Annotated in this window: 21 protein-coding genes; 19 read left to right on the top strand and 2 right to left on the bottom strand. The window is 44.8% G+C overall.

Translation table 11 applies throughout. The annotated features are described in order from the left end of the window. Positions 1-55: 55 nt before the first annotated feature. The 8 genes from rpmE to hflX all read left to right on the top strand — a co-directional run bounded on the left by rpmE (position 56) and on the right by hflX (position 8,137). Entirely contained in the window at positions 56-259 is a 204-nt protein-coding gene (rpmE, locus tag G5A70_RS03290; protein WP_003022634.1) for a 50S ribosomal protein L31, read from the top strand. Positions 260-316: 57 nt separating this feature from the next. After that, on the top strand, positions 317-1,294 hold the full coding sequence (locus G5A70_RS03285) for a DUF1385 domain-containing protein (RefSeq protein ID WP_173747981.1): 978 nt from the start codon (positions 317-319) through the stop codon (positions 1,292-1,294). A gap of 1 nt (position 1,295) precedes the next feature. Further along, positions 1,296-2,153, top strand: coding sequence for a peptide chain release factor N(5)-glutamine methyltransferase (gene prmC, locus G5A70_RS03280; protein WP_173747979.1), 858 nt, complete (start codon positions 1,296-1,298; stop codon positions 2,151-2,153). After that, entirely contained in the window at positions 2,146-3,216 is a 1,071-nt protein-coding gene (gene prfA / locus G5A70_RS03275; RefSeq protein WP_173747977.1) for a peptide chain release factor 1, read from the top strand. The genes prmC and prfA overlap by 8 nt, the downstream gene beginning before the upstream one ends. A 40-nt stretch (positions 3,217-3,256) precedes the next feature. After that, positions 3,257-4,180 carry a nucleotidyltransferase family protein gene (locus G5A70_RS03270; protein WP_173747975.1) on the top strand — a complete coding sequence of 308 codons (924 nt, stop codon included), beginning with the start codon at positions 3,257-3,259 and terminating at the stop codon, positions 4,178-4,180. 74 nt (positions 4,181-4,254) lie between these two features. Continuing rightward, on the top strand, positions 4,255-5,601 hold the full coding sequence (gene glmM / locus G5A70_RS03265; RefSeq protein WP_173747973.1) for a phosphoglucosamine mutase: 1,347 nt from the start codon (positions 4,255-4,257) through the stop codon (positions 5,599-5,601). Positions 5,602-5,619: 18 nt separating this feature from the next. Then, entirely contained in the window at positions 5,620-6,651 is a 1,032-nt protein-coding gene (locus tag G5A70_RS03260; RefSeq protein ID WP_226853478.1) for a tetratricopeptide repeat protein, read from the top strand. A gap of 235 nt (positions 6,652-6,886) precedes the next feature. Next, complete coding sequence (hflX, locus tag G5A70_RS03255) at positions 6,887-8,137, top strand: GTPase HflX (RefSeq protein WP_173747971.1); 1,251 nt, start codon at positions 6,887-6,889, stop codon at positions 8,135-8,137. Between the two features lie 91 nt (positions 8,138-8,228). Here hflX and G5A70_RS03250 read toward each other — a convergent pair whose 3' ends face one another. Beyond that, positions 8,229-9,455, bottom strand: a complete 1,227-nt coding sequence (locus G5A70_RS03250; protein WP_173747969.1) for an argininosuccinate synthase — start codon at positions 9,453-9,455, stop codon at positions 8,229-8,231. Positions 9,456-9,839: 384 nt separating this feature from the next. On the opposite strand from G5A70_RS03250, the gene argC reads away from it, so the two are divergent. The 11 genes from argC (at position 9,840) to holA (ending at position 22,050) form a co-directional block, all read left to right on the top strand. After that, the gene (gene argC, locus G5A70_RS03245; RefSeq protein ID WP_173747967.1) at positions 9,840-10,880 is read left to right on the top strand and encodes an N-acetyl-gamma-glutamyl-phosphate reductase; all 1,041 of its coding nucleotides are present in this window, start codon (positions 9,840-9,842) and stop codon (positions 10,878-10,880) included. Positions 10,881-10,917: 37 nt separating this feature from the next. Further along, positions 10,918-12,141, top strand: a complete 1,224-nt coding sequence (gene argJ / locus G5A70_RS03240) for a bifunctional glutamate N-acetyltransferase/amino-acid acetyltransferase ArgJ (RefSeq protein ID WP_173747965.1) — start codon at positions 10,918-10,920, stop codon at positions 12,139-12,141. Positions 12,142-12,181: 40 nt separating this feature from the next. Continuing rightward, positions 12,182-13,075: an acetylglutamate kinase gene (gene argB, locus G5A70_RS03235; protein ID WP_173747963.1), complete on the top strand. Its 894-nt coding sequence runs from the start codon at positions 12,182-12,184 to the stop codon at positions 13,073-13,075. Further along, positions 13,065-14,252, top strand: coding sequence for an aspartate aminotransferase family protein (locus G5A70_RS03230; RefSeq protein WP_173748020.1), 1,188 nt, complete (start codon positions 13,065-13,067; stop codon positions 14,250-14,252). The genes argB and G5A70_RS03230 overlap by 11 nt, the downstream gene beginning before the upstream one ends. Before the next feature lie 71 nt (positions 14,253-14,323). After that, positions 14,324-14,758 carry a DMT family transporter gene (locus G5A70_RS03225; RefSeq protein WP_173747961.1) on the top strand — a complete coding sequence of 145 codons (435 nt, stop codon included), beginning with the start codon at positions 14,324-14,326 and terminating at the stop codon, positions 14,756-14,758. Positions 14,759-15,038: 280 nt separating this feature from the next. After that, positions 15,039-15,689, top strand: a complete 651-nt coding sequence (locus G5A70_RS03220) for a ComEA family DNA-binding protein (RefSeq protein ID WP_173747959.1) — start codon at positions 15,039-15,041, stop codon at positions 15,687-15,689. 10 nt (positions 15,690-15,699) lie between these two features. Then, complete coding sequence (locus G5A70_RS03215) at positions 15,700-16,389, top strand: response regulator transcription factor (protein ID WP_173747957.1); 690 nt, start codon at positions 15,700-15,702, stop codon at positions 16,387-16,389. A gap of 9 nt (positions 16,390-16,398) precedes the next feature. Then, positions 16,399-17,826 carry a sensor histidine kinase gene (locus G5A70_RS03210; RefSeq protein ID WP_173747955.1) on the top strand — a complete coding sequence of 476 codons (1,428 nt, stop codon included), beginning with the start codon at positions 16,399-16,401 and terminating at the stop codon, positions 17,824-17,826. A gap of 21 nt (positions 17,827-17,847) precedes the next feature. Then, entirely contained in the window at positions 17,848-18,789 is a 942-nt protein-coding gene (locus G5A70_RS03205; RefSeq protein WP_226853487.1) for a GerMN domain-containing protein, read from the top strand. Further along, positions 18,782-21,004, top strand: coding sequence for a DNA internalization-related competence protein ComEC/Rec2 (locus tag G5A70_RS03200; protein ID WP_173747951.1), 2,223 nt, complete (start codon positions 18,782-18,784; stop codon positions 21,002-21,004). Before G5A70_RS03205 ends, G5A70_RS03200 begins: the two co-directional genes overlap by 8 nt. A gap of 65 nt (positions 21,005-21,069) precedes the next feature. Then, positions 21,070-22,050, top strand: a complete 981-nt coding sequence (holA, locus tag G5A70_RS03195; protein ID WP_173747949.1) for a DNA polymerase III subunit delta — start codon at positions 21,070-21,072, stop codon at positions 22,048-22,050. 80 nt (positions 22,051-22,130) lie between these two features. Here holA and rpsT read toward each other — a convergent pair whose 3' ends face one another. Continuing rightward, positions 22,131-22,394 carry a 30S ribosomal protein S20 gene (gene rpsT / locus G5A70_RS03190; protein WP_173747947.1) on the bottom strand — a complete coding sequence of 88 codons (264 nt, stop codon included), beginning with the start codon at positions 22,392-22,394 and terminating at the stop codon, positions 22,131-22,133. Between the last annotated feature and the right edge of the window lie 84 nt (positions 22,395-22,478).

Genomic DNA, 22,478 nt, shown 5'->3' with positions numbered 1-22,478 from the left:
TTTGAAAACGCAATAAAACAATATAAATAATCAAAATATATAAGAGGTGAAAAAAATGAGAGAAGGAATCCATCCAAATTATCAGGAATGTACAGTAACTTGCAACTGTGGAAATACATTTAAGACAGGTTCTACTAAATCTGAACTCCGTGTAGAAGTTTGCTCTAAATGTCATCCTTTCTATACAGGACAGCAGAAAGCTGCACAGGCTCGTGGACGTATTGATAAGTTCAACAAGAAATACGGCATGAATAAATAAGAGGTAGAAGAGGCTGAGGTTTGAGGACTTCGGCCTCTTATTGCGTTTGGAGGAAACATGAAATCATCAAACATTGGCGGACAGGCTGTCATGGAAGGCATTATGATGCGGCACGGAGACGTGTATTCTGTTGCGGTGCGGAAGCCGGATAAAGAGATAGAAGTCAAGATTGAAGACTATAAGAGTATAATAAAAAGCCGGAAAATCCTGAAGCTTCCCATCATACGCGGTGTGTTTAACTTTATAGATTCTCTGGTGGTAGGAACGAAATGTCTTATGTATTCTGCCACTTTTTTTGAAGAAGAGGAAGAATTGGAGAAAAGAAAAGCGCTGACAGGGGAGGAGCGGGAAAAGCAGGAAGCCAAAAAGGAAAAGGAAGACAAGGTGCTGATGACGGCAACGGTTATTTTTTCAGTGGTATTGTCCGTAGGGCTTTTTATGGTGCTTCCTTACCTGCTGGCCAGCCTTTTACACAAGGTAGGAGTCAGTGAACATATGGTGACCGTAGCGGAAGCCATTGTGCGTATTGTACTGTTTCTGGGGTATATGCTGCTGATTTCCAGGATGCAGGATATTCAGCGGGTGTTTATGTATCACGGGGCAGAGCATAAGTGTATCAACTGTGTGGAGCATGGAAAACCGCTGACTGTGGAAAATGTTATGGCAAGTTCCCGTTTCCATAAGAGGTGCGGAACCAGTTTTCTGTTCTTTGTCATTATTATCAGTGTTATTTTCTTTTTAGGATTTTTTGCCGTGGTTCCCATAAAGACCATGTGGCTGCGGATTACCGTGCGTATTTTGCTGGTGCCGGTGATTGCAGGGGTTTCTTATGAATTTATTAAGCTGGCGGGAAACAGCGACCATCCGGCGGTGGCATTTCTTTCCAAACCGGGTATGGCCTTGCAGAAGCTGACGACAAAAGAACCGACACCGGATATGGCAGAGGTGGCCATTCAGGCTGTAGAGGCTGTGTTTGACTGGAGAGCGTATCTGAAGGAGAACTTTCCGGACGTACAGACAGGCGGGGAAGATTGATATGGCAGGATATAAGGCATTACTGGAAGATGGAAAACAGTATTTGAAAGAAAGACAGATAGAAGATGGAAATCTGGACGCATGGCTCTTACTGGAGCATGTGTGCGGTATTTCCAGAAGCTGGTACTTTGTCCACGAAGACGAGGAAGTGCCGAAAGAACAGGCAGAGCAGTATCAAAAGCTGCTTGTAAAGCGGGGAGAGAGAATTCCTTTGCAGCAGTTGACTCACGAGGCATATTTTTACGGCATGAAGTTTTATGTGAATGAGCATGTGCTGATTCCCAGACAGGATACGGAGATTCTGATAGAGGAAGTGTTAAAAGAAGCCGGCGGGAAGAAGGGACTGTGCATTCTGGATATGTGTACGGGAAGCGGCTGTATCCTGCTGAGTCTGCTGGCTCATCTGAAAGAGGCAGAGGGAACAGGGGCAGATTTGTCAAAGGAAGCCCTGAAAGTGGCTGAAAGAAACGGCAAAGACCTGGGAATATCAGCGCAATGGATAAACAGCGATCTGTTTGAGCTGGTTTCGGGGAAATATGATATTCTGGTGTCGAATCCCCCTTATATCCAGACAGAAGTCATTGAAGGGCTGATGGAAGAAGTGAAATTTCATGAACCCAGAATGGCACTGGACGGCCGGGAGGACGGTCTGTATTTTTACCGCAGAATTACCCGGCAGGCAGGAAATTATTTGAATCCCCAGGGGATTCTGGCCTTTGAAATCGGTTATGACCAGGGGGAAGCTGTGGCGCAGCTGATGAAGGAACAGGGATATACGGAAGTGAAAGTGATACAGGACCTGGCAGGACTTGACCGGGTTGTAATTGGAAAGAAAAATCAGGAGGAAAATCATGTTTGATAAATTAGAGGACATCTTAGTCCGCCTTGAGGAAATATTAAATGAACTGAACGAGCCCACTGTGGCCAATGACGCAGCCAGATTTCAGAAGCTGATGAAGGAGCAGAGTGAACTGCAGCCTATTGCAGACGCATATAATGAATATAAACGCTGCAAGGAGACTGTGGAAGACAGTCTGATGCTTCTGGATGAGGAATCTGACGAAGACATGCGGGAAATGCTGAAAGAAGAACTGTCAGATGCCAAGAAGAGGATTGAGGAACTGGAAAAGGAATTGAAAATTCTTCTTCTGCCAAAAGACCCTAATGATGAGAAGAACGTTATTGTGGAAATTCGTGCAGGTGCAGGCGGAGATGAAGCGGCTCTGTTTGCAGCAGAAATTTACAGAATGTATGTGAAATACGCGGAATCCCAGAATTGGAAGACGGAGATGATGAGTCTCAATGAAAATGGAATCGGCGGATTTAAAGAAGTTACTTTTATGATTAACGGAAAAGGTGCGTATTCCAGACTGAAATACGAAAGTGGTGTACATCGTGTACAGCGTGTTCCGGAAACAGAAAGCGGCGGACGGATTCATACATCCACTATTACGGTAGCCATTATGCCGGAAGCAGAGGAAATTGACTTTGAACTGGACTTAAATGACTGTAAATTTGACGTGTTCCGTGCATCCGGAAACGGTGGACAGTGCGTCAATACTACGGACTCTGCGGTACGTCTGACACATATTCCTACGGGAATCGTGATTTCCTGTCAGGACGAGAAATCTCAGCTTAAGAACAAGGATAAGGCTTTAAAGGTATTGCGTTCCAGGCTGTATGATATGGAACTGCAGAAACGTCATGACGCAGAGGCAGAGGCCAGAAGAAGCCAGGTGGGTACGGGAGACCGTTCCGAAAAAATCAGAACCTACAATTTCCCCCAGGGACGTGTGACAGACCACAGAATTAAGCTGACCCTGCACAGACTGGACAGTATTTTGAACGGGGATTTGGAGGAAATTATTGATTCGCTGATTGCTGCAGATCAAACGGCTCGCTTAAGTGGGCTGGAGCAGTAACAGATAGAGAGAATTTTTCAAAGTAAGGAGAAGTACAATTATGAAGAAAACAGCATTAGTAATTATGGCTGCAGGAATCGGAAGCCGCTTCGGAAAGGGAATTAAACAGCTTGCACAGGTAGGACCAAGCGGAGAAATTATTATGGATTACTCCATTCATGATGCCCTGGAAGCCGGATTCAACAAGGTGGTTTTTATTATCCGCAAGGATATTGAAGAAGAGTTCCGCAGTATTATCGGGAACAGAATCGAGAAAATCACAGAGGTAGAATATGTGTACCAGGATATCAACGATTTGCCGGAAGGCTATACCTGCCCTGCGGACCGTACCAAGCCATGGGGAACCGGACACGCAGTACTGGCAGCCAAAAAGGTCATTACTGAGCCGTTTATTGTTATTAATGCGGATGACTATTACGGAAAAGAAGCGTTTGTGAAAATTCACGACTATCTGGTAGAAGAAAAAACGGCAGCAGAAAAGATGGATATCTGTATGGCAGGCTTTATTCTGGAAAATACCTTAAGTGATAACGGCGGTGTGACAAGAGGGGTCTGCACTTTAGATGAAAACAAAAAACTGGTAGGTATTACAGAAACCTACAATATTCAGAAAACACCGGCAGGTCCTGCGGCTGTAGACGAAGAAACAGGAGCAAAGACACCACTGGATTCCCAGACTCTGGTTTCCATGAATATGTGGGGACTGACACCGGAATTTTTAGAAGTTCTGGAAAAAGGTTTTGTGGACTTTTTAGCAGAAGTGAAACCAGGCGAAATCAAGAAAGAATACTTGCTTCCGGCAGTGGTTGATCAGTTGATTCAGGAAAATAAAGCAGAGGTAGCGGTTCTGAAGACACATGACACCTGGTTTGGCGTAACGTATCAGGAAGACAAAGAAAAAGTAATGGAATCCTTTAAAGAACTGGTGAAAAAAGGGGTATATAAAGAAGAACTCTTTTCATAATCGGAATTTTGTGTTATCTTAGTAAATGACAAAAAGATAAAAAAAATGAATGATTGTGTAAAAAGGAGCGAGTTATGGGTAAATATTTTGGAACGGACGGCTTTCGTGGCGAGGCAAATGTGAATTTGACCGTGGAACATGCTTTTAAAGTGGGAAGATTTCTGGGCTGGTATTTCGGCAAAGAACATAAAGCGCAGATTGTAATCGGAAAAGATACCAGAAGAAGCAGCTATATGTTTGAATACTCTCTGGTGGCCGGATTGACGGCATCAGGGGCAGATGTATACCTTCTTCATGTAACCACAACCCCCAGCGTGTCCTATGTGGTGCGCACGGAGAATTTTGACTGCGGTATTATGATTTCTGCCAGTCACAATCCTTTCTATGACAATGGCATTAAGATTATCAACGGAAACGGACAGAAGATGGACGCCTCTGTGGAAGCCCAGATTGAGGCCTATATTGATGGAGAAATGGAAGAACTGCCTCTGGCAAAAAGGGAGAACATCGGACGCACCGTAGACTTTTCAGCGGGAAGAAACCGTTATATTGGCTATCTGATTTCTATTCCAACCAGAGCGTTTAAAAATATGCGTATTGGTCTGGACTGCTCAAACGGAAGCGCTTCGGCTATTGCCAAAAGTGTGTTTGACGCGCTGGGCGCCAAAACTTATGTAATTCATAACAATCCGAATGGAACCAATATTAATACAAACTGCGGTTCCACACACATCAATGAACTGAAAAAATTTGTAATAGAAAAAGGCCTGGACGTGGGATTTGCCTATGACGGAGATGCAGACCGCTGTATTGCAGTGGACGATAAGGGAGAAGAAGTAAACGGAGATTTGATTCTCTATGTCTGCGGCAAGTATATGAAGGAATGCGGACAGTTAAACAACAATACCATTGTGACAACAGTTATGTCCAATCTGGGTCTGTACAAGGCTTGTGACAGAGAAGGCATCCGCTATGAGAAAACTGCGGTAGGCGACAAGTATGTGTGCGAAAATATGATGGCAAACGGACATTCCATTGGCGGAGAACAGTCCGGGCACATTATCTTTTCCAAACATGCCACAACAGGAGACGGAATCCTGACTTCTCTGAAGCTTATGGAAGTCATTATCGAGAAAAAAGTGCCATTGAGCACACTGACAAGAGAGGTTGTCATTTATCCTCAGGTGCTGAAGAATGTAAGAGTTTATGATAAAAAAACGGCAAGGGAAAATCAGAAGGTGACAGAAGCTGTGGCTGAGGTGGAGAAAGCCCTTGGAGATGAAGGCAGAATTCTGGTAAGGGAAAGCGGCACAGAACCATTGATTCGCGTTATGGTGGAAGCCGCTACCGACGCAGTCTGCAAAGAATATGCAGATAAGGTTGTGGAAGCTATGCGGGCTGAAAATCTCATTGCCGAATAAGGAAACGGGGTTAAACGGGTGAAAAAGAAAATTGTTTTGGCGGCAGTTGTGCTGTGTCTGCTGGCCGGATGTAAAGGCAGTGAACCGACGGAATATGAGACCGGGCTGGAAAATCTGAAAAAACAGGAGTATACTCAGGCTATCGAAAATTTTCAAAATGCCATCTCTGAAGGCGGCCATGGAGTGCAGTCCTGGAGAGGAATCGGCATTGCCTGGACGGAGCAGGGGATTTTTGATAAGGCGCAGGAAGCTTTTACGACTGCTTTGGGATTGACGGAACGTTCGGAAAAAGCCTTAAAGACAGATTTATATTTTTACCTGGCAGATGCCCTGTATCATCAGGGCGAATATCAGAAATGTGTGGAAACCTGTGAGGAACTCTTAAAACTTCAGAAGAAAAAAGACGCTTACTTTTTAAGAGGAAGCGCTTACCTGCACATGGATGAATATAAGAAGGCGCACAGTGATTTTTCCAGAGTGGTGTCGGGTTCAGATGACTATGAGGACTATCTGGATGTCTATAAGGTTTACAAGTCCTGTGACTTGAATGCAGACGGCAGCGCTTATCTGGAAAGCGCTCTGGAAATTAAGGCAAAATCGGCAGAGGATTCTTATAATGAAGGCAGAGTGTACTATTATCTGGAAGAATATGAGAAAGCCGAGAAAATGCTGAAAAAAGCGTGGAAGGAAGAATATGCGCCTGCATTGGTGTATTTGGGGAAGGTGTATCTGGACGCAGGCGAGCCCCAAAAAGCTTCTGACATATATCAGAAATGTCTGCAGCAGAAGGGACTTGAGGCAGAAGGATATAATGGGCTTGCTTACTGTTCTGTCAAGCAGGAGGATTATACCGGTGCGCTTTCCTACGTAGAGAAGGGCCTGAAAGAAAAGGATAAAGAAGTGCAGCAGGCACTTTTGTTTAATGAGATTGTGATTTATGAAAAGCAGAAAGATTTTGCCACTGCCAAAACAAAAATGCAGGAATATCTGAAACAGTATCCTGCAGATGAAGAAGCAGTGAGAGAAAATTATTTTTTGCAGACAAGATAGAGGGCTGTCGCACTGGCGACAGCCCTTTTGTCAAAGATATAGGTATCAGAACCACGGGTTGGTTTTACTACATTTTCTAAGAGACAATATACTAGAAAAAGTATAGAAAAAACAGTGGAAAGATCATAGATTTTCTGTACGAATTATATAATAATCACAGAAAAGAGGGTGGGGGCTTGCGGGAAAGAAAAGAAGGAAGTATCATAAAGGCAAGAAAACAGGACAGGAGAGTTGTATGGATTTATATGAATTAAAGGAAGAACAGGAACGAGTGATTTTAGTAGGTGTGCAGACCCAGGACGGGGATGACACGGAAGAATCTTTAAAAGAGCTGGAAGAACTGGTAAAAACCGCAGGAGCCGTGACGGTGGGGACAGTGATACAGAGCCGGGAAGCCATTCATCCGGGATATTATGTAGGCACGGGAAAACTGGAAGAAATTCGTATGGCGGCAGACGCTTATGACGCTACAGGCATTGTATGCGATGATGAACTTTCCCCTTCTCAGATGAACAACCTGGAGAGAGAACTGGGACTGAAAATCATGGACAGGACGGTAGTGATTCTGGATATTTTTGCTGCCAGAGCCAATACCAGCGAGGGAAAAATACAGGTGGAACTGGCCCAGCTTCGTTACCGGGCGGCCAGACTTACCGGGATGGGAACTGCCATGTCCAGGCTGGGCGGAGGAATCGGTACCAGAGGTCCGGGAGAGAAAAAGCTGGAAGTGGACAGACGTTTGATTAAGTCTCGCATTTCTCAGCTAAGAAAGGATTTGGAGCAGGTAAAACGGCACCGGGAACTGCTGCGAGAGGGGCGAAAGCGGGAAAATATCCGAACAGCCGCTATTGTAGGGTATACCAACGCAGGAAAGTCTACACTTTTAAATACGCTTACGGACGCCTGTGTATTGGAGGAGGATAAGCTGTTTGCCACTCTGGACCCTACAACCAGAGTGCTGGAACTGCCGGGAAAACAGAAAATTTATCTGACAGATACCGTAGGCTTTATACGGAAACTGCCCCATCATTTAATCGAGGCTTTTAAGAGTACCCTGGAAGAGGCAAAATATGCGGATTTTATTATTCATGTGGTAGATGCCTCCAATCCCCAGATGGAGGAGCAGATGTATGTGGTGTATGAAACTCTTCAGGAACTGGGGGTACAGGATAAGAAGATTGTCACCCTTTTTAACAAACAGGACAGATTGTCGGACGCAGGAATTTTTCGGGACTTTAGGGCAGACTATGTGATTAAGACCGCGGTGAAGACTGGACAGGGGCTGGAGGAATTGAAGGCTGTGCTGGAGAAATTGCTTACCGAAGACCAGATTTATATTGAGCGCGTGCTGGATTACCGGGAAGCGGGACAACTGCAGCTTATACGCAAGTACGGACAACTGATTTCAGAGGAGTACACCGATGAGGGCATTGCGGTGAAGGCCAGAGTGCCCCGGGATATTTATGGAAGAATCGGCGGAAAATAAAGAAGAATAAAAAATCTCCCCACCAGAGGGTGCGTGTTCTGGTGGGGAGATTTTTATGCGGAAAATAAATTTCCTTTATCGAAAGTGAGTCTTATTTCTGGTTTTTTTCAGCTTCTGCCATTTTCATAGCCCGAACCTTTAACGGAAGTCCGAATAAGGTGATGAAGCCGTCGGCATCGTGGTGGTCATATAAATCACCGGTAGTAAAGGAGGCCAGAGATTCGTCGTATAAGCTGTAAGGAGAAGTTGTGCCGGCTTTGATGATGTTGCCTTTATACAGTTTGAACTTTACTTCTCCTGTAACGTATTTCTGTGTGGATTCCACAAAGGCCTGAATGGCTTCACGAAGAGGTGTGAACCATTTTCCTTCATATACAATCTGTGCAAACTGGCTGCCCAGCTTTTTCTTCATTTCCATGGTATCACGGTCCAGAATCAGTTCTTCCAACTGGTCATGGGCTTCCATGAGAATAGTTCCGCCCGGTGTCTCATATACGCCGCGGGATTTCATGCCTACCACACGGTTCTCCACAATATCAATAATACCGATACCGTTTTCTCCGCCTAATTTGTTCAGTTCCGTGATGATTTCAGATACCTTCATGGCTTTGCCGTTTAAAGTTTTCGGAACACCTGCTTCAAATGTCATGGTCACTTCTGTTTCTTTGTCCGGTGCTTTCTGCGGAGTCACACCTAAAACCAGCAAATCATCGTAGTTTGGTTCAGCAGCAGGGTCTTCCAGTTCCAGGCCTTCATGACTGATATGCCATAAGTTTCTGTCACGGCTGTAGCTGTGGCTTGCGTCAAAGGGGAGGTCAATTCCGTGAGCTTTGCAGTAAGCAATTTCGTCTTCACGGGACTGCATGGTCCACACATCAGTCATACGCCATGGGGCAATAATTTTTAAATCAGGTGCCAGAGCCTTAATTCCCAGCTCGAAACGAATCTGGTCATTTCCTTTGCCGGTTGCACCGTGACAGATAGCGGAAGCTCCTTCTTTTCTTGCAATTTCTACCAGACGTTTTGCGATGCCGGGACGAGCCATGGAAGTACCAAGAAGGTATTTGTGCTCATACACAGCGCCGGCCTGTACGCAGGGAACAATGTAGTCATCACAGAATTCATCAACAATATCTTCAATATATAATTTGGAAGCGCCGGAAAGTGCAGCGCGTTCTTCCAGTCCGTCTAATTCTGCGCCCTGACCACAGTCGATACAGCAGCAGATAACCTCGTAATCAAAATTTTCCTTTAACCATGGAATTAACGCGGTAGTGTCCAGTCCGCCGGAATATGCCAGAATTACTTTTTCTTTCATAATAAATATCCTCCTTTATCACAGGTTTGCTATGTGAAATTTTTTTGTTTCGCCTTCGTTGGTATTAATATACAACAAAAATTATAATTATGCAATAGGAAAATGCAAAAAAATAAAAAAATTTACTGGGATGAAAAGATATGCATGGCGGTTATAACAGATATTATTCTGGAATATCCTATTTATATAAGGGGTTTTAAAGAGAAGGGTAATCTGGAAAAAACAGAAAATTTCAGAAAAAACACTTGCATATACAAAAATATGGATGTATAATTATTCAAAAATTTATAAAAATATGCAGGGAGAGAAAGCAGTGCAGTCTTTTCTTGCAGAGCAAAAGAATCAGGAGTATGATGAAAAAAACAGGAAATGAGGGATAAGGCTATGATTAAGGTGGGAATTATCGGTGCAACCGGATATGCGGGACAGGAATTGGTCCGGCTTTTAAAGGGGCATGGAAATGCGGAAATCAAATGGTATGGGTCCAGAAGCTACATTGATAAGAAGTATGCCCAGGTTTACCAGAATATGTTTCAGATTGTAGAGGAAACCTGTCTGGACGACAACATGGAGGAATTGGCAGAGCAGGTAGATGTGATTTTTACAGCAACACCCCAGGGGTTGTGTGCTTCCATGGTCAAGGAAGAAATCCTTTCCAAGGTGAAAATAATTGACCTGAGCGCAGATTTCCGTATAAAAGATGTGTCTGTTTATGAAAAATGGTACGGTTTAGACCACAAATCGCCTCAGTTTCTGCCGGAGGCTGTGTACGGGCTGTGTGAGATGAACCGGGACAAGATAAAAAAGGCGAGGCTGGTGGCAAATCCGGGCTGTTATACCACCTGCAGTATCCTTACCTGTTATCCGCTGGTAAAGGAAGGGCTGATTGATGGAAATACCTTGATTATCGACGCCAAATCCGGTACTTCCGGGGCTGGAAGAGGAGCAAAGCTGGACAATCTGTTCTGTGAAGTCAATGAAAATATGAAGGCTTATGCAGTAGCCAGTCACCGTCACACACCGGAAATCGAAGAACAGTTGGGCTATGCCGCAGGAAAAGAAATTACACTGAACTTTACCCCTCATCTGGTTCCCATGAACCGGGGAATTCTGGTGACAGCCTACGCTTCTCTGACAAAACAGGTATCTTATGAAGAGGTAAAGGCCGTATATGACAAATATTATGAAAAAGAGCAATTTGTCCGTGTGCTGGAAAAAGATGTGACACCCCAGACCCGTTGGGTAGAGGGAAGCAATTACACGGATATAAATTTCAAAATTGACCCGAGAACTAACCGGATTATTCTTATGGGCGCTATTGATAATCTGGTAAAAGGGGCGGCCGGACAGGCTGTGCAGAATATGAATCTGCTGTTTGGAGAAAAAGAAAACAGGGGACTGGAACTGGTTCCCATGTTTCCATAAAGCATTTCAGAAAGAGATAGGATGAGGAGGCAGTAAGATGAAGGTAATAGAGAACGGCATTACAGCCCCAAAGGGGTTTTTGGCAGCAGGCCTTGCGGCGGGAATTAAAAAGGGAAACAAAAAGGATATGGCCATGGTGTATAGTCAGAAACCATGTCAGACCGCCGGAACTTTTACCACCAATGTGGTGAAAGCGGCGCCTGTGAAATGGGACAAACATTTGGTGGATAACGCAGCATATACACAAGCCATTGTGTGCAACAGCGGTATTGCCAATGCCTGTACTGGAACAGAAGGGTACAGTTACTGTCAGGAAACAGCAAAAACGGCGGCAGAAGCGCTGCAGATACCGGAAGAGGCAGTTTTGGTGGCATCTACAGGTGTTATCGGACAGCAGCTTCCCATAGATATCTTAAAAGAAGGGGTAAAAAAGCTGGTTCCGGTGCTTTCTGATTCCAGAGAGGCGGGAATTCTGGCAGCCCAGTCTATTATGACTACGGACACTGTGAGGAAGGAATGTGCTGTAGAAATGGAACTTTCGGGCGCAAAGGTGACCATAGGCGGCATGTGCAAGGGTTCCGGCATGATTCACCCCAATATGTGCACCATGCTGGGCTTTGTCACCACAGACGTGCAGATTACCAAAGAACTTCTGCAGGAAGCCTTGAGTGAAATTGTTCAGGATACCTACAATATGATTTCTGTGGACGGGGATACTTCAACCAATGATACCGTGTTGGTGCTGGCAAACGGCATGGCGGAAAATCCTTTGATTAGCGAGAAAAATCAGGATTATGAAACTTTTAAAGAGGCTCTTTTGTATGTAAATACAAGTCTGGCTAAGCAGATTGCAGCAGACGGGGAAGGGGCTACGGCACTGTTTGAAGTGAAGATTACGGGGGCAGAGACAAAGGAGCAGGCAGTGACATTGGCAAAATCTGTCATAACCTCGAATCTGACAAAAGCGGCTGTTTTCGGCCATGATGCCAACTGGGGCAGAATCCTGTGTGCCATGGGTTATTCCGGGGCACAGTTTGACCCCGATAAAGTGGATTTGTTCTTTGAAAGCGCAGCAGGGAAAATTCAGATTTTAAAGGACGGAGTGGCCGTGGATTACAGTGAGGAGGAAGCTACCAGAATTCTTTCGGAAAAACAGGTGACTGCAGCAGCGGACATCAAGCTGGGAAAGGAATCGGCTGTGGCCTGGGGCTGTGATTTGACTTATGATTATGTGAAAATTAACGCGGATTACAGGTCTTAATGGTTTATGGAATAGAAGAAAAAGAAGGGCAGGGAGAAGCATGGTAAAGCAGAAATATCTTGACAAAGCAGAGGTGCTGATTGAGGCGCTTCCCTATATTCAGCGGTTTAACCGGAAAATTATTGTGGTGAAATATGGCGGAAGTGCCATGGTGGACGAGGAATTAAAGAAAAGCGTCATTCAGGATGTGGTACTGTTAAAGCTGGTGGGATTTAAACCCATTATTGTCCACGGCGGCGGAAAGGAAATCAGCAAGTGGGTAAGCAAAGTGGGAAAAGAGCCCAGATTTGTCAACGGGCTGCGGGTAACGGACGAGGAAACCATGGAACTGGCAGAAATGGTGCTGGGAAAAGTAAATAAGGAACTGGTAAGCCTGGTGGAATCCCTGGGGGTTCGGGCTGTGGGACTCAGCGGAAAGGACGGAGGACTTCTGCGGGTAGAGAAGAAGTTCTCCCAGGGGCAGGATATCGGATTTGTGGGAAATGTTACGGATGTAAATCCCCAGATTCTTCTGGACCTTCTGGAAAAAGACTTTCTGCCCATTGTGTGTCCCATTGGTATGGATGATAATTATGCGGCTTACAACATCAATGCCGACGATGCAGCCTGTGCCATTGCAAAGGCCATGCATGCGGAAAAACTGGCATTTCTGACGGATATCGAAGGGGTTTACAAAGACCCGGAAGACCCGGAAAGCCTGATTTCCAAGTTGTTTGTAAAAGAGGCAAAGGAACTGATTTTCAACGGAAATGTGGGCGGCGGTATGATTCCCAAGCTGCAAAACTGTATGGATGCCATTGAGGAAGGCGTTTCCAGAGTGCATATTCTGGACGGCAGGATAAAACATTGTCTGCTTCTGGAAATCTTTACGGATAAGGGAATCGGAACCGCTATTCTGAGAAAGGAGGGCATACAGCATTATGATGTGCAGTAAGGAATATATGGAACTGGCAGAGAACAGTATCCTTCATACTTATAATCGTTTTCCCGTGGTGCTGGAAAAGGGAGAAGGCGTGTATCTTTATGACCTGGACGGAAAGAAGTATCTGGACTTTGGCGCGGGAATTGCGGTTTTTGCCCTGGGGTATGGAAATGAGGAGTACAACGAAGCTTTAAAAATCCAGATTGACAAGCTGATACATACCTCAAATCTCTATTACAATACGCCTATGGCGGAGGCGGCTCACAAACTTTTGAAAGCGTCGGGTATGAGCCGGGTGTTTTTTACCAACAGTGGTACAGAAGCCATAGAAGGGGCTATTAAGGCAGCCAGAAAGTATGCCTGGTTAAAGGATAACAGCACGGACCATGAAATTATCGCCATGCGTCATTCCTTCCACGGCAGAAGTCTGGGGGCTTTGTCTGTTACCGGAAACAGTCATTATCAGGAACCCTTTAAGCCTTTAATCGGAGGGGTGAAATTTGCGGATTTTAATGATTTGGACAGCGTAAAAGCAGCAGTGACAGAGAAAACCTGTGCAATTATCCTGGAAACCGTCCAGGGAGAAGGCGGCATTTATCCCGCAGAGGAAGGCTTTTTAAAGGGTGTGAAAAAACTCTGTGAGGAAAAGGATATTCTGCTGATTTTAGATGAAATTCAGTGCGGCATGGGACGGACGGGCAGCATGTTTGCCTGGCAGGCGTACGGCACAGAGCCGGATATTATGACCTGCGCCAAAGCCCTGGGCTGCGGTGTGCCGGTAGGGGCTTTTGTGCTGGGTGAAAAAGCCGCGGAAAAATCTTTGGAGCCGGGAGACCACGGAACCACTTACGGTGGAAATCCTCTGGCCTGTGCGGCGGTAAGCAAGGTGTTTGATTTATTTGAAAAACAGGATATTCTGCACCATGTACAGGAAATTTCCGGTTATTTGGAGAAAAAACTGGATGGCCTTGTGGATAAGTATGAATTTTTGAGTGAACGGCGTGGAAAAGGTCTGATGCAGGGACTGGAGGTTGCCGGAAGGCCTGTGGGAGAGATTGTTTCAAAAGCGCTGGAAAACGGTCTGATTGTAATTTCAGCGGGAAATCATGTGCTGCGGTTTGTGCCGCCGCTTATTGTTACCCGGGAACATATTGATGAGATGATAGAAAAGCTGGAAAAGAGTTTTTAAAGATATAGGTATAAAAGTGGTTTCTCTGGAAATTCTATGTAACAGGACAGAAGAAACGGAGGAACACAAGCATGTGGGGCATTTTAGTTGCTTTGCTTTCCGGTGCGCTGATGAGCGTGCAGGGAGTTTTTAATACGGAACTGACCAAACAGACCAGCCTTTGGGTATCCACAGGCTGGGTACAGATTTCAGCCTTTTTAATCTGTGTGTGTGCCTGGCTTTTTACCGGACGGGAGGAAGCGGGTGCACTTTTGCGGGTAGACCACAAATACCTTCTGCTGGGAGGGGTTATCGGCGCTTTTATTACTGTGACGGTGATTCAGAGTATGTCATCTCTTGGACCTGCCCGGGCGGCTATGCTCATTGTGGTGGCTCAGCTTGCGGTCGCTTATGTGATTGAGCTTCTGGGTCTTTTCGGAGTGGAAAAGGTGGATTTTGAGTGGCGCAGGCTTATCGGCATGGCTGTGGCTATTGTGGGAATCATAATTTTTAAATGGGAAAAATAGACAAAAACAGCCGTGGTTTTGCGGCTGTTTTTTGGATTGCAGGAACAGACGGGAAGTGCTATACTACAGATACATATCAAAATCATGTTCGGCGTTTCAGCCAAAGATTTCCAGATATTTATAAAAGACTGTAAAAGGCAAAAGTGTGTTATTTTACAAAGAAGTTCCGATTTTTATATTGTAAAGAGTTTTCAAATTCGTTACAATAGAACTATCTGTACACATGTTTGCATTTTGCAGACGGATTGCGTCAGAAATGCAGAAAGCAGAGGTGTATAGAATGAAGAAAAAGAGCGTGCTTTTTGGAATGTTTTTGTTGATATGCTGCCTGTGGATATCTTCCTGCAAGCAGGAAGAGGTTGTGATAGAGCAGCCTTCTCTGGAAAAATCAGAAAAAGAAGAGACGGATAAGGCAGACGGGAAGGAAGAGAAATCTTCACAGGAGAGTGAACCGGAGGCAGAAACTATCTGGGTAGACGTAAGCGGGGCAGTGAACCGTCCCGGTGTTTACGAACTGCAGAAAGAAGCCAGGGTGTTTGAGGCAGTAAAGGCAGCAGGCGGTTTTTCCAAAGAGGCCGATACCGGATGGCTGAATCAGGCGGCTTTGCTGGTTGACGGGGAGAAAATTCAAGTATATACTTTGGAAGAAACCAGTCAGATGAAGGAACAGGGGATTGTACAGGAAAAGCAGCAAAAAGAGACGGCAGATTCTCCGGTGCAGAGTACCGGGGGAAACGGCAGGGTGAATATTAACACGGCTGATGTGACCGGGCTTCAGGAAATTCCGGGTATTGGTCAGGTGAGAGCCCAGGCCATTGCGGACTACAGAGAAGAAAACGGAAAGTTCCAAAGCATTGAGGAAATTCAGGAGGTTCCCGGTATTAAGGGAAAGACTTTTGAAAAGATACAGAACTATATCACAATAGAATAAGGAGAGCGAAATGAGTAAGCGAGTATTGGTAGTAGATGATGAAAAACTGATTGTAAAAGGAATAAGATTCAGCCTGGAGCAGGAAGGCATGGAGGTGGACTGTGCCTATGATGGAGAAGAGGCCCTGGAAAAGGCAAAGACCGGAGATTACGATATGATTCTTCTGGATATTATGCTTCCGAAGCTGACCGGGCTTGAGGTCTGCCAGCAGATTCGTGAATTTTCTTCCGTGCCGATTATTATGCTTACTGCAAAGGGAGAAGATATGGATAAGATTCTGGGGCTGGAGTACGGTGCAGATGATTATATTACAAAGCCTTTTAATATCCTGGAGGTAAAAGCCCGCATTAAAGCCATTATGAGGAGAACCAGAAAGGAAGAAAAGAAAGAAAGTTTCGGCAAAACGCTGGTTAGCGGGGACTTAAAACTGGATTGTGAAGGCAGAAGAGTCTTTATTGCAGGTAGGGAAATCAATCTGACTGCAAAGGAATTTGATGTTCTGGAGCTTTTGGCAAAAAACCCCAATAAGGTATACAGCCGCGAAAATCTGCTGAATCTGGTATGGGGCTATGAGTATCCGGGAGATGTGCGCACCGTGGATGTACATATCCGGCGCCTTAGAGAGAAGATTGAAGCGGTTCCCAGTGACCCGAAATATGTGCATACAAAATGGGGAATCGGATATTATTTTCAGGGATAGGGAAAACAGATGAAAGTAAAGGTGAAACTGACATTTTTTAAAAGTCTCAGATTCCGCATTATGGTTTTGTTGGTGATTATTGGTATTGTGCCCTGCCTGCTCACGGAGAGGGTGATTGTACGCAGTTATGAAAGCCGGGCTGTGGAACTGCGGAAAATCAATGTAAAGAACCAGTGCGATATTCTGGGAAATCAGTTGATGGAGGAAGGATATCTGGAACATCAGCAGTCAGAAACAATCAATAAGGAGCTGTCCCTGGTTTCTACTATCTATAACGGCAGGATTCTGATTATCAATGAGAGCGGAAGGATTGTGAAGGATACCTACGGTATTGATGAAGGAAAATATGTGCTGTCCGAAGAAGTTATTAAGTGCTTTGAAGGAGAAGACACCAGCAGCTATGATAAGAAAAATTCGTATATTGAACAGACCATTCCATTGACGGACCCAAAGAGCAAGCACATTGAAGGTGTAATGCTGGTAAGCACCTCTACCGGAGAGATTGTGGACAGTATTGCGTTTTTGGAGCACAGGGGAAGTCTGCTGATGCTGGCTATTTGTCTGCTTGTGGTGGTACTGGGCTTTGTGTTGTCAAAGGTTCTGGTGAAGCCCTTTGCCAGAGTGGGAAAGGCTATTGAAGAACTGACAGACGGTTATCTGGATGAAGAGATTTCTGTGCCGGATTACACGGAAACACAGATGATAAGCAGTGTGTTTAATAAAATGCTGAAGCGCATGAAGGTATTGGATGATTCCAGGCAGGAGTTTGTAGCCAACGTATCCCATGAACTGAAAACACCTATGACGTCCATTAAGGTGCTGGCTGATTCGCTTGCAGGGCAGGAAAATGTGCCAGTGGAACTGTATCAGGAATTTATGCAGGATATTGCTGTGGAAATTGACAGAGAAAATCAGATTATTACAGACCTGCTGTCTCTGGTGAAAATGGATAAAAAGGCTTCAGAGCTGAATGTTGAGAAGGTGAATATCAATGAAATGATGGAAAACATTCTCAAGAGGCTGAAGCCCATTGCAGACAAGAAAAATGTGGAACTGGTGCTGGAAAGCTATCGTCCTATTGTGGCAGAAATCGACGAGGTGAAGATGAGCCTGGCACTTACTAATCTGGTGGAAAACGGAATTAAATACAACATACAGGACGGCTGGGTACATGTGACTTTGAATGCAGATCACAAATACTTTTATGTATCTGTAGCAGATTCGGGAATCGGAATTCCCCAGGAATCCCTTGACCGTATTTTTGAGCGTTTCTACCGGGTGGATAAGTCTCATTCCAGAGAAATAGGGGGAACGGGACTGGGTCTGGCCATTACAAGAAATGCCATTGTCATGCACCGGGGCGCCATTAAGGTCAAGAGTGAAGAACATAAGGGGACTACTTTTTCTGTAAGGATTCCTCTGAACTATATTGCATAAGGAGGGCATGAAGTGAAAAAAATGATGAAGACTGTTTTGCTTCTTCTGACAGCAGGAATTTTGCTGAATTTGTCCGGATGCAAAGAAGAGGAAAAGCAGGAAAGTAAGACAGAATACCATATGTATTATCTTTCCCTTACGGAAACTGCTTTGGAAGAAACGGACTATGTGCCTTCCCAGCGGACTTCGGAGGCTATGGTAAATGAAATTGTAGGGATGCTGGGAAAAGAGCCAGAGAATGAAGAATATCTTTCTCTGCTGCCCAAAGGAGTAACGATAGAAACCTGTACTTATGAGGGACAGACCGTAACGCTGACCTTTAATGAAGAGTATAAAAAGATGAAAAACACCAGAGAAATTCTGGCGAGAGCAGGAATTGTCAAGGCGCTGACCCAGATTCCCGGAGTCAGTTATGTGGAATTTTATCAGGGGCAAGAGGCTATGACAGACGCAGATGGACAGAATATCGGCAAAATGGACGCCTCCACTTTTGTGGAAAATGAAGGGGAAAATATCAATTCTTATGTACAAAATGATTTAAATCTTTATTTTGCCAGCAAAGACGGAGAAAATCTGGTAAAGGAAAGAGTTTCTGTGTATTATAGCAGCAATGTTCCCATTGAAAGGGAAGTGGTGGAGAGGCTTTTGAAGGGACCGAACAGTTCTGAACTGCAGCCTACACTGTCACCGAATACGAAGATTCTGGGTGTATCCATTGCAGAGGGAATCTGTTATGTAAATCTGGATAAGAGTTTTCTCAGTGATACTATGAATGTACAGGAAAAGCTGCCTATATATTCTATTGTCAATTCCCTTACAGATGCATGTAACCTGCGGGGCGTGCAGATATCTGTGGAAGGAGAAACGAAGGTGACTTTCCGGGAAAGTATGAAGCTGGATGAGATATATCATGCGGATTACAGCCTGATAGACAGTGAAGAGGCAGAAGAAAATCATGAGTAAACGACCTTTATGTGCGGCTGCGGTTTTCTGGGCAGTTCTGTTGTACCTTTTGGGAGGGGCAGGGATAAAATATTTTACCTATGCCCCGCCTGAGCTGCCTTCCGGGGCTTTTGCCGGGAAGGCAGCCGTTACAGGAGAGGTATACAGAGCGGATGTCCATACCCGCAGTACAAGTCTATATTTGAGAAAAGCAAATCTGATTTTAAATTCTAAAAAATATCCCATAGATGGAATTAAAGCAACCGTTACAACGGAACATATGAAAGAAACAGCGAAACCGGGAAGTGAAGTTTTGCTGCAGGGAGAACTACAGGAAATTCCCCTGCCTTCAAATCCAGGGCAGTTTCATGAGCGGGCCTATTATTATCCCAGAAAGATAAAATGGTATCAGAAAGTTTCTTATATACAGGTGATACAGCCGGAGAAAAACAGGTTTTTATGTTTGCAGGAGAAAATCAAACAGAAACTGCAGAATGGAATTTACCATGTAATGACAAAAGAACAGGCGGGTATTATGGAGGCCATGCTTTTAGGAGAGAAGGCGCAGATAGATACAGAACAGCAGTTTTTATTTCAGCTTATGGGGTGTTCTCATATTCTGTCGGTTTCAGGAACCCATCTTTCCGTTATAGGCGGTGTGTTCTTCTGGCTGCTGAGAAAACTCAGAATTCCCTACAAGGCCGCAGGAGGGATTACTGTGGCTGCCATGTTTTTTTACGGCAGTCTTACGGGGAACGGGGCGGCTGTACTGCGGGCTGTCGTGATGTTTGCAGTTTCCATGGGGGCGTTTTGGGTCAGGCGTACTTACGATTTCCTTTCTGCTATGGCGCTGGCCTCTATGCTGCTTCTGGCAGAAAGTCCGCTGTATCTCTATGACAGCAGTTTTCTCCTGTCCTTTGGAGCAATTTTGGGACTGGGGGCGGTATATCCGGTCTTATTTCCCGGAAAAAAAGCGGGGAGAAGAAGAGAAAGCAGGGCAGAAAAGCTGTATCATGGAATTTTAGCGGGAATACAGTCAGGGATATCCGTGTGGCTGGTCCTGCTGCCTGTCACCATGTATTTTTTCTATGAAATTCCATTATGGGGAATTTTTATGAATCTGCTGATTTTACCTACAGCGGGCATTTTACTGGCTTCGGGGATTTTAGGCTGTGTTTTGGGAGTCTGGTTTCCGGTTTTGGGAAAAATTGCAGCCTTTCCCGCAGCAGGAATTTTGGAACTGTATCTGCAGACAGGGAAGATTACAGCCGGACTTCCGGGGGCTTTGTGGATAACCGGCCAGCCAAAGCTGTGGAAATGTGCCCTGTATTATGTTTTACTGGTTCTGGTACTCTGGCTGAGAAAAAGGGGACTTCATTTCAGCTTACTTTTGGCAGGAGCCATGACCGTGTTACTTGTGCGGCTCCCTCAAAATGCAGTAGAGGTGACTTTTTTGGATGTGGGACAGGGAGACTGTGCCTGTATTCAGACGGGCATAAGAAGCGGATATCTGGTGGACGGGGGCAGCAGCAGTGTGTCCGGAGTGGGGAAATACCGGATTCTTCCGTTTCTGAAAGCCTCCGGAATTTCTCGGATAAAGGGTGTTTTTGTTTCCCATATGGATGCGGATCATATAAATGGTATTCAGGAATTATTGGAAACTATAGCAAAAGGCGAAACCATGGTAAGGGTAGAACGGCTCTTTCTGTCTGCATGCAGGGAAACTGAAGAGCAGAGGCTGGAACTGGAAAAATTGGGGAAGGCAGCCGGGTGCGAAATTATTTATGCGGAAAAAGGGACAAAACTGCAGGAGGACAAAATGGAGATGGATTGTCTGTCCCCTTCAGGAGAAAATTGGGAAGAATGGGAAAGCAACGAGGCCTCACAGGTGTGGAAATTTCAAAAAGAGAAGTTTGTACTCCTGTTTACCGGAGATACGCAGGAGAGGGGAGAAGAAAGTCTTTTCAAGGAAACCGGAAACTGCCAGGTGTTAAAAGTGGCTCATCATGGCTCGAAAAATTCCACTCCGGAAGTGTTTTTGCAGGAAGTTCAGCCGGAAATTGCTATTATTTCCTGCGGGGCGGGAAACCGCTATGGACATCCTCATAAGGAATTGGTGGAAAGACTGAAAAGATATACCGGAAAAATTTATAATACGGCAGAGTGCGGCGCTGTGCGTTTGCAGGTGAAAAAGGAGAAAATCAAGATTTCCTGTTACAGAACCGGGGATTCATGATATAATGAGCGTTAGCGAGCGGGAACAATGGGAGTGTCCGTTTGGCGAAAATAGAGGAGAATGTAATGAAAAGTTTACAGGAAGATATCAAAAATCAGGATTTTAAGCATGTGTATTTATTTTGTGGAGAAGAGGATTATCTGAAACAGCAGTATAAGAAAAAGATGCAGCAAGCACTCCTGCCGGATGGAGATACTATGAATTTTGCCTATTTTGAGGGAAGAAAGACGGAACCGGGAGAAGTCATAAGTCTGGCGGACACGATGCCTTTTTTTTCGGACAGGAGGGTGCTTCTTCTGGAAGATACGGGGTTTTTTAAAAATCAGTGCCAGGGCTTGCCAGAGTATCTGGGAGAATTGCCGGACTATCTCTGTATGATTTTCGTGGAGAGCGAAGTGGATAAGAGAAGCCGCATGTATAAAGCGGTGAAAAAGCAGGGAAGAGTGGTGGAATTTACCACTCAGGACAGCAATACTCTCATGCGCTGGGTACTGGGAATGATGAAAAAAGAGGGAAAACAGATTACCCAGAGAGATATGGAGTTGTTTCTGCAGAAGACAGGCACGGATATGGGGAATATAGAAAGAGAGTTAGAAAAGTTGCTCTGTTATACCATGGGACGAGATGTGATTACAAAAGCCGACATTGAGGCGGTTTGTACCACACAGATTACCAACCATATTTTTGATATGCTCCGGGCGGTTACGGACAAAAATCAAAAGAAAGCTTTGGATTTATATTATGATTTGCTGGCTTTAAAAGAGCCGCCTATGAGAATTCTCTTTCTTCTGGCCCGGCAATTTAATCTGATTCTGCAGGTGAAAGAACTGGTGAAAGAAGGATATGACCAGGGGCAGATAGGGAAAAAAGCCGGATTGCAGCCTTTCGTAGTACGCAATTATATGACTTATGCGCGAAAATACAGTGAAGAAGATTTGCGAAGTGCAGTGGAGGAATGTGTCAGTACGGAAACAAAGGTTAAGACAGGGTATATGACGGACAGTATGAGCGTGGAACTTTTGCTGGTGAAGTTCAGCAGTAAGTAGAAGCAGAGGAAACAAAAACCGCCTGGCTGATGACGGCCAGCCAGGCGGTAAAATTTCTATTCAAAATCTATCAGCAATAATTATGCAAGTGTGTTTACAGCTTTAGATAAGCGGGAAACTTTTCTTGCAGCTGTATTTTTGTGATAAACACCTTTAGTAGCTGCTTTATCAATAGTAGAAATTGCGTTCTGTAATGCTGCAACTGCTGCTTCTTTATCTTTTGCTTCAATCGCTACTTCTACTTTCTTAATAGAAGTTTTAACAGCTGATTTGATAGATTTGTTTCTCTCAGCTTTTTTTCTGTTTACTAATACTCTTTTCTTTGCAGATTTAATGTTAGCCAAAGCGTACACCTCCAAATATGATTTACTGGTTTATAATTTATCTTTTTATCAGAGAAAGACACGGAACTCTCCGATATAACATGC

It is taken from the genome of Blautia hansenii (assembly GCF_013304445.1).
Classification (GTDB): Bacteria; Bacillota; Clostridia; order Lachnospirales; family Lachnospiraceae; genus Blautia.
This window is presented reverse-complemented; position numbering and strand designations above follow the sequence as displayed.